At 67.0% G+C, this 533-nt stretch carries 1 protein-coding gene; it reads right to left on the bottom strand.

What is annotated here, in order from left to right; genetic code table 11:
• Positions 1 to 150 precede the first annotated feature (150 nt).
• Positions 151 to 533 (bottom strand): DUF3658 domain-containing protein (locus MKK52_RS00025; protein ID WP_243951705.1); only part of this gene is annotated, 383 nt, incomplete at its 5' end.

The following is a 533-nucleotide window of genomic DNA, read 5'->3' as shown; positions in this document are numbered from 1 at the left end:
GCCGTCGATCCATGACGGCCGGTCGCAGGACGTCGGCTTTATGCATCCAATCGGTCCCGGTTGTCGGGCGGGGCCACCGGGATGACCGCCAGGCGGTGCCATGAGTGCCGGTCGCGTCGTCCCTCTCGTCGTGGTGTAGGTCCCGGCCGTTCACTCGTTGAGCGCTGCCGATTGACGGTCCGCGACCCTTCGAACCTTGAAATCCCGCATACCCGGCCCCGGACCCGTGACCTCAAGCGCTCCGGATTGCCCCAGCGCCAGGATGCGCGCGAACAGGAGTTCGTAGCTGCATCCCTGTCCCGGCTGGTCGGAGCCGTCGTCGAGATGAGCGAGCACGCTGGCGACCAGTTTAATCAGCAACTCCCATTCCCCGGTGGCGAGCCCCGTCAGGACATCGTCGAAATGGGTCAGGGGCGCCGAAACCAAGATCCCTTCTCGCACGATGCGCAGCGGCGCGTTCTCCCGCCGCAACTCCGCCCAGCGGGCCACGGCCGCGTTGTTCTCGGCCTCGGTGAACGGCTTTCTCCTGCCCC

The sequence above is a fragment of the Methylobacterium sp. J-067 genome (assembly GCF_022829465.1).
Lineage (GTDB): Bacteria > Pseudomonadota > Alphaproteobacteria > Rhizobiales > Beijerinckiaceae > Methylobacterium > Methylobacterium litchii.
This window is presented reverse-complemented; position numbering and strand designations above follow the sequence as displayed.